This window comes from Tepidimonas sp. (assembly GCF_036824975.1).
In the GTDB taxonomy this organism is placed as follows: domain Bacteria; phylum Pseudomonadota; class Gammaproteobacteria; order Burkholderiales; family Burkholderiaceae_C; genus Tepidimonas.
The window spans coordinates 1-6,825 of the sequence record NZ_DAISZC010000073.1 but is presented as its reverse complement, the minus strand read 5'-3'; the positions used below and the strand labels follow the sequence as shown (position 1 = coordinate 6,825).

The 6,825-nt window shown below is 67.3% G+C and carries 6 protein-coding genes and 1 tRNA gene; 5 read left to right on the top strand and 2 right to left on the bottom strand.

Annotated features, from left to right (window positions below):
• Positions 1-2: 2 nt before the first annotated feature.
• Positions 3-509 carry a copper chaperone PCu(A)C gene (locus V7Z54_RS08450; protein WP_334135814.1) on the top strand — a complete coding sequence of 169 codons (507 nt, stop codon included), beginning with the start codon at positions 3-5 and terminating at the stop codon, positions 507-509.
• On the top strand, positions 490-1,086 hold the full coding sequence (locus V7Z54_RS08445; RefSeq protein WP_334135813.1) for a cyclic nucleotide-binding domain-containing protein: 597 nt from the start codon (positions 490-492) through the stop codon (positions 1,084-1,086). The genes V7Z54_RS08450 and V7Z54_RS08445 overlap by 20 nt, the downstream gene beginning before the upstream one ends.
• A gap of 63 nt (positions 1,087-1,149) precedes the next feature.
• Here V7Z54_RS08445 and V7Z54_RS08440 read toward each other — a convergent pair whose 3' ends face one another.
• Entirely contained in the window at positions 1,150-2,283 is a 1,134-nt protein-coding gene (locus V7Z54_RS08440; protein ID WP_334135812.1) for an ABC transporter ATP-binding protein, read from the bottom strand.
• A 158-nt stretch (positions 2,284-2,441) separates the two neighbouring features.
• Here V7Z54_RS08440 and V7Z54_RS08435 point away from each other — a divergent pair, with 158 nt between their 5' ends.
• The 3 genes from V7Z54_RS08435 to feoB all read left to right on the top strand — a co-directional run bounded on the left by V7Z54_RS08435 (position 2,442) and on the right by feoB (position 6,253).
• Positions 2,442-4,025, top strand: a complete 1,584-nt coding sequence (locus V7Z54_RS08435; protein WP_334135811.1) for an ABC transporter permease — start codon at positions 2,442-2,444, stop codon at positions 4,023-4,025.
• A 111-nt stretch (positions 4,026-4,136) separates the two neighbouring features.
• Entirely contained in the window at positions 4,137-4,373 is a 237-nt protein-coding gene (locus V7Z54_RS08430) for a FeoA family protein (protein WP_334135809.1), read from the top strand.
• A gap of 2 nt (positions 4,374-4,375) precedes the next feature.
• Positions 4,376-6,253, top strand: coding sequence for a ferrous iron transporter B (feoB, locus tag V7Z54_RS08425; protein ID WP_334135808.1), 1,878 nt, complete (start codon positions 4,376-4,378; stop codon positions 6,251-6,253).
• 253 nt (positions 6,254-6,506) lie between these two features.
• On the opposite strand, the gene V7Z54_RS08420 is transcribed toward feoB, so the two are convergent.
• Positions 6,507-6,581: transfer RNA gene (locus tag V7Z54_RS08420), tRNA-Arg, on the bottom strand.
• Between the last annotated feature and the right edge of the window lie 244 nt (positions 6,582-6,825).

Sequence of the window (6,825 nt, the reverse complement as noted above, 5' to 3'; positions counted from 1 at the left end):
GTTTGCGTGCGGCCCCGCTGGTCGCGCTATTGCTGGCCGCTGCCGTCCACGCCCAGACGGTGAAGGTGGAAGACCCTTGGGTGCGCGGCACTGTGGCGCAGCAGAAGGCCACTGGGGCCTTCATGCGGCTGACCGCGCCCGAGCCCATGCGCCTGGTGGCGGCCGAGTCGCCCGTGGCCGGTGTCGTCGAAATCCACGAGATGGCGATGGACAACAACGTGATGCGCATGCGCGCCATCGCGAATTTGCCCCTGCCAGCCAACCGGCCGGTGGAGCTCAAGCCCGGCGGCTACCACGTGATGCTGATGGACCTCAAGCAGCCGCTGGCCGGTGGGCAAAATGTGCCGATCACGCTGGTGTTCGAAAACGCCGCGGGCCAGCAGGTCAAACAGAGTGTGACTGCGGTGGTGAAGGCTTTGGGCGCAGCGGCGGGCACAGCCCACGGGGCGCACAGCCACGGACATCAGCACGGCGCGGGTCATGAGGGGCATGGTGGACACAAACATTGAGGCCAGCAGCCGCGGCGCTCCCCTCTTGATGCTGAAGCCCGGCACGGTGCTGTTCGAGGCTGGTGATCGGGGGGGACTGTGGCGCGTGCAGTCGGGTATGTTGCGGCTCGACCGCCCTTCCAGCGACGGGCCGATATTGGCGATGTTGGCATTGGCGGGCGACTGGCTGGGTGTCGATACCCTGTGCGGGCAACCCCATCCCTGGCGCGCCAGCGCAGTGACGGCGGTGATGCTGCGGCGCTGCGAACCGGCCGATGACGCCCAGCGCCAGCAGTGGATCATCGAGGCGCTGTTGCAGCAGCCCGAGCGGTGTCACGACCTGGCGCGCTTGCGCACCGGGCCGGTGTCGGCACGGCTGACCGCTTTGCTGCGTTTGCTGGGGGCGTGGCCCAGGCCGGCGTTGGGGGCAGTCGCGTCGATGGATACATCGGCCTTGCCGCCACTGCGGGTGATGGCCAACCTGATCGATGCCAAAACCGAGACGGTGTGCCGGGTGCTGGGGCGGCTGCTGCCCGGTCGTGGCCGCCCCAGAGGATCATCGGCATCGCTGCAGGGGTGGTCCCTGCATGCCGCTTGACGTGGGAAGGCAGGCACCCATTGACGGTGGGCGTGGTGCCTGCCGTCGGTGGCGCTGAGCCATTCACGCAACCGCGGCGACCGCAGCAGCTGGCTGCGGTCGCGCCGGCGGCGCGGGCGCGGCACCGGCGGCTGCCCCACGTGCAAACGTCACCAGGTGGTCCATGGCATTGCGGATGCCGATCCACTCGCCGACGTCATGGTCGTGGTGGGACGGCACATGTGCCAGCACGGTTTCGCCGCTGGCCAGGCGCAGCGTGTACAGAAACTCGGCGCCGCGGAAGGCCTTGCGCACGATCTGTGCCTTCACCGGCGAGGCGTCGTCATGGACGATGTCGTCGGCGCGCAGCAGGATTTCGCACCGGCCGTCCGGGTAGGCGCTGGGCAGCGGGCATTCCTGCGGGCTGTGCAGCGGCCCCAGCGGGGTGTCTACCACCACGTCGTCTCCGGCCTGCCGGATGCGTGCCGGCACGAAAACGCCATGTCCGATGAACTCGGCCACGAACCGCGTGGCGGGCCGGTGGTACAGCATGTAGGCGTCGTCCCACTGATGCAGCCGCCCCTGATACATGACCCCGATCACGTCGCCGATGGCAAAGGCTTCCAGCTGGTCGTGGGTGACGAACAGCGCCGTGATTGCGGCCGCTTTCAGGATGGCGCGCAGCTCGTGCGCGAGCCGCTCGCGCAGATCGACGTCCAGATTCGAGAACGGCTCATCCAGCAGCAGCAGCCGCGGTTGCGGCGCCAGTGCCCGCGCCAGTGCCACGCGCTGCTGCTGTCCGCCCGAGAGCTCGTGCGGATAGCGTCGCTGCAAGCCATCCAGGCCGACCAGTGCCAGCACCTCCTGCACCCGGGCACGGCGTTCGGCCGCAGGCAGGCCGTGCAAACCAAACGCCACGTTCTCCCCGACGTTTAGGTGAGGAAACAGGGCATAGTCCTGGAACACCAGGCCGATGCGGCGCTGCTCGGGCGGCACGTGCACGCCCACTTCACTGACGACCCGACCGCCCAGCGCAATGTGCCCCGTGGCTACGGCCTCCAGCCCGGCTACCGCCCGCAGCAACGTCGTCTTGCCACAGCCGGAAGGGCCGATCAGCACACCAATCTGGCCCGCCCCCAGCCCCAGCGAAACGTCCTCGACCGCAGGCTGCGAGGCGCCGGGGAAGCGCACGCTGACACGGGCGAGGTCTAGTTCCATGTGCACAATTGTAGATAATCCCAATTCTCAGTTGCAACCTCGAGCTGCCGATGGCTGTCCCCAGCGCCGCTTCCGAAGCGCCTGCGCCCGCGGCGTCGGCGCGTGGGCTCGTCCCAGGGCCGCGGCGTCCGCGGGTCCGTGTCTGGAGCGTGCTCATCGTGGCGTTTGCGTTGTTGCTGGCGCTGCCGGTGTGGGCGCTGCTGGCGGCGGCGCTGACCTGGGACGCCGGGGCCATCCGCGTGCTGCGGGAGATGGCGGCCACGACGCTGCCCGATTACGTGGGCACCACGGTGGCGCTGGCGCTGGGGGTAGCGGTGGGGGTGGCGCTGGTGGGCAGCGCCACGGCGCTGGCGGTGACGCTGTTCGATTTCCCGGGCCGCCGCGTGGCGGAGTGGCTGCTGCTGTTGCCGCTGGCCATGCCGGCGTACGTGGTGGCTTACGCCTACACCGACTTTCTGCAATACTCAGGGCCACTGCAGACGTGGTTACGCGACACGATGGGCTGGCAGGGGCGGGTGCTGCCCGAGATCCGTAACGCCTGGGGGGCGGGGTGGGTGTTCGTGTTCACCTTGTACCCTTATGCGTACCTGCTGACCCGCACGGCATTGGCCGAGCGCGCCCCGCAGCTGCTGGAGGCGGCGCGGCTGCTCGGGGCACCGTTGCGTCGGCGCTTGGGTGCGGTGGCGCTGCCGCTGGCGCGCCCGGCGCTGGCGGCAGGCGTGGCGCTGGCGCTGATGGAAACGCTGGCGGATTTTGGGGTGTCGAGCTACTTTGGGGTGCAGACGTTTACCGCCGGCATCTACAAGGCATGGCTGGTGATGGATGATCGGGTGGCGGCAGCCCAGCTGGCCATGCTCTTGCTGGCCACGGTGGCGCTGCTGCTGTGGTTGGAGCAGCGCGCCCAGCGCCGGCTGCGCTTTGCCACCCAGCGCAGCGGGCGTGCCGGTGCGGCCGCCCAGCCCCTCCAGCTGCGGGGGGCGCGGGCGTGGGGTGCCTGGCTGGTGTGTGGTGCACCGGTGCTGTTCGGCTTTGGTCTGCCGGTGCTGTTCATGCTGCGCCCACTGTGGCTGGGATGGGATGAGCTGCCCTGGCAGGCCTTTGGTGGCTGGGCGCGCAACAGCCTGCTGCTGGCGGCAGTCAGCGCCACATTGGCCAGCACAGCGGCGCTGGCGCTGGCGCTGGCGGTGCGGCGGCTCAGCGGCGTGCTGCATCGCGCTGCGGTGCGGGTGGTGGCGCTGGGTTATGCGGTGCCGGGTTCGGTCATCGTGGTTGGCCTGCTGCTGCCGGTGGGCTGGATGCAGGCGCGCTGGCCCGACAGTTCGCTGTCCAGTGTGGTGACGGCAACCGTTGTTGGGGTGATCTGGGCGTATCTGGTGCGTTTTACGGCGGTGGCGCTGCAGTCTGTACAAAGTGGCTACAGCCGCATTCCGACCAGCTGGGACGATGCGGCGGTGATGTTGGGGGTGTCGGGCGCGCGCTTGTGGTGGCGGGTGCACCGGCCGCTGTTGACCCGCTCGGCGCTGGCGGCGTGGCTGCTGGTGTTTGTGGATGTGATGAAGGAGCTGCCCGCGACCTTGGTGCTGAGGCCATTTGACACCGACACGCTGGCGGTGGTGGCGCACCAGCTGGCGCGCGACGAGCGCCTGGGCGAGGCGGCGCTGCCCGCCCTGACGCTGGTGCTGGTGGGGTTGTTGCCCGTGATTTGGCTCAGCCGCTCACTGCGCGCGTCGTCCGACGGGTGACCGCATGAACCGCCCTGTTAGTCCCATTCGAGACGCCCGAGAAAGGAATGAAAAGCGTTATGATTAAGCGAAGCTTTTTTAAAACCTGGCTTTCATGTTGGGAGATCAGTTATGCGTTTGACGGAGCTGCCTCTGCACCGGAAGGGTTGCATCACACGCCTGCATACCGTTGGTAATGAGGACGGTGTGGCCCAGCGGTTGCAGGACCTCGGTTTTGTGCCAGGGGAGACGGTGGAGGTGGTGGCCTACGCGCCTTTTGCTCGTGAACCGCTGGTGGTGCAGGTGGCGCGCACCCGCTTCGCGCTGCGTCGGGCGGAGGCGCAACGCGTTGAGATCGAGGCAGTCTGATCATGAAAGCGGCCGTACAAACCCCGCCGATCGTGGCCTTGGTTGGCAATCCCAATGCGGGAAAAACCGCGCTGTTCAATCGCCTGACCGGAAGTCGCCACAAAGTGGCTAATTACCCCGGCGTTACAGTGGAACGCCGCAGCGGCGTCAGCCAGTTGCCGGATGGCCAACGTGTCGAGATCATCGACCTGCCGGGCCTCTACAGCCTCAGTCCGCGCACGCAGGACGAGCGCATCGCCTACGAGGTGATCACCGGCGGTCGTCCCGGCGAGCTTTTGCCCGACGTGTTGGTGTGCGTTGTCGATGCCACGAATCTGCGTCTGCACCTGCGCTTTGCGCTGGAGGTGCTGCAGCTGGGGCGCCCTACCATCATCGCGCTCAACCTCTTCGACCGGGTGCGGCGGGAGGGCATCGAGATTGATGTCGAGGGTCTGCAGCAGGCGTTGGGCGTGCCTGTGGTGCCCACGGTAGCCGTGCAGCGCGAGGGTGTGCAGGCGTTGCGGCACGCGCTGGCGCAAGCTTTGACATCGCGCGGCGCGGCGGTGAGCCCGGGCGCTGTGGTGCCGAATGGGCTTGCTGGCACCGACGTGCACGAGCGCACCCGGGCGTTGCTGGCCGCCTATGTCCGCCAGCCCGAGGTGCGCCAGTGGGACGTCTGGCTTGACCGGTGGCTGTTGCACCCCGTCTTTGGTTTGTTGACGTTGGCCGTGGTGTCGTTTCTGATTTTTCAGGCTGTCTACGCGTGGGCGGCTCCGGTCAGCGACGCCATCGATGCGGCGGCTGCCGCAGCGGCCAATTGGGTGGGCGAGCATCTGCCTGCGGGTCCCTTGACCAGCCTGCTGGCTGAGGGGGTGATTCCCGGGGTGGGTAGTGTGCTGGTCTTCCTACCACAGATTCTGGTGCTGTTTTTCTTCATCCTTGTTCTGGATGAGTCGGGCTATCTGCCAAGAGCGGCTTTTTTGCTTGACCGCTTGTTGGCGAGCGCGGGTTTGTCGGGGCGATCCTTCATTCCGCTGCTGTCCAGCTTTGCCTGTGCCATTCCTGGCATCATGGCCACGCGCACCATTAGCGATCCGCGCGATCGTCTGGCCACCATCATCGTGGCCCCGCTGATGACCTGTTCGGCTCGCCTGCCCGTCTACACGCTGCTGGTGGGGGCACTTGTGCCGGCGCGCAGTGTTGGGCCCGGCATCGGCTTGCAAGGCTTGGTGATGACCGGCCTGTACGCGCTGGGTATCGCGAGCGCTCTGCTAGTGGCCAGCTTCATGCGGTGGTGGCGCTCCGATCGCGCCGAGCACGCGCTGCTGCTGGAGTTGCCTGCCTACCGCTTACCTCGCATGCGCGACGTCCTGATCGGGCTGGCCGACCGAGCGTGGATATTCCTGCGGCGGGTCGGTGGCATCATCCTGGCGCTGACGGTGTTGCTGTGGGTGCTCCTTTCCTGGCCGGCACCGCCGGCAGGTGTCAACCCGGCGCAGGCGGTGGAGTACAGCCTGGGCGGGCGTCTCGGCCATGCCCTGTACACCGTGTTTGCGCCGTTGGGGTTTAACTGGCAAATCAGCCTGGCGCTGATTCCGGGGTTGGCGGCGCGCGAGGTCATCGTGTCGGCGCTGGGCACGGTCTACGCCCTGGAGTCTCCCCCAGATGGCGATGTTTCCGATCTGCTGCTGTCAGTGGTTCAGCAGCAATGGTCGATGGCTACCGGACTGGCGTTGTTGGTCTGGTTCGTCTACGCGCCGCAGTGCGTGGCCACCTGGGCAGTCATTCGGCGTGAGACGGGGTCGTGGCGCGTCACGGTCGCAGCGGTGGTCGGGCTGTTTGCGCTGGCCTATGTCGCGTCGTGGTGCACCTATCGCGTGGCGACATGGCTGGGTGTCTAGAGTGAGTCCGTGACTCGATGCACCGCGCCGTAGGCGGCGGGGTGTGCTGCAGGGTAAGGACGGTGAGTAAGGAGCGTGGCATGGCGGTTTCGTGGATGTCGTGGGCACAGTGGGCAGCCGTGGGGCTGTGCGTGGTGTGGGCGCTGCGGGTTGCCCTGCGCGCCTTTTGGCCCGGTCGTCGCAGCGCTTCATCTGTCCCCCCAAGGTCGGCGGGGTGCAGCGGATGCGCTGGGGCGTGCGGTCATCCTATGGATGGTCCCCCCGCCAGGAATCGAACCTGGATTTGCCGCTTAGGAGGCGGCCGTTCTATCCATTGAACTACGGCGGGATAACGCCCAGGTACACCGGTGCCCCGTGGCCTGAAGGCAAGATTATCGCGCAAGGCACCGTTGGGCCGTCGTGGAGCGCGCGGGGGTGGCGCGTGTATCGGTTTTGATAGCCCCGGCCAAAAAAGTTGCGGCACATCCGCATCGCACACCAGCACCGATGGGGTGACCGCGCCGAGTGACGGTCATTTCGACAGCAATCGCATCGCTTCTTCCAGCCCCTTGAGCGTGAGCGGGTACATACGT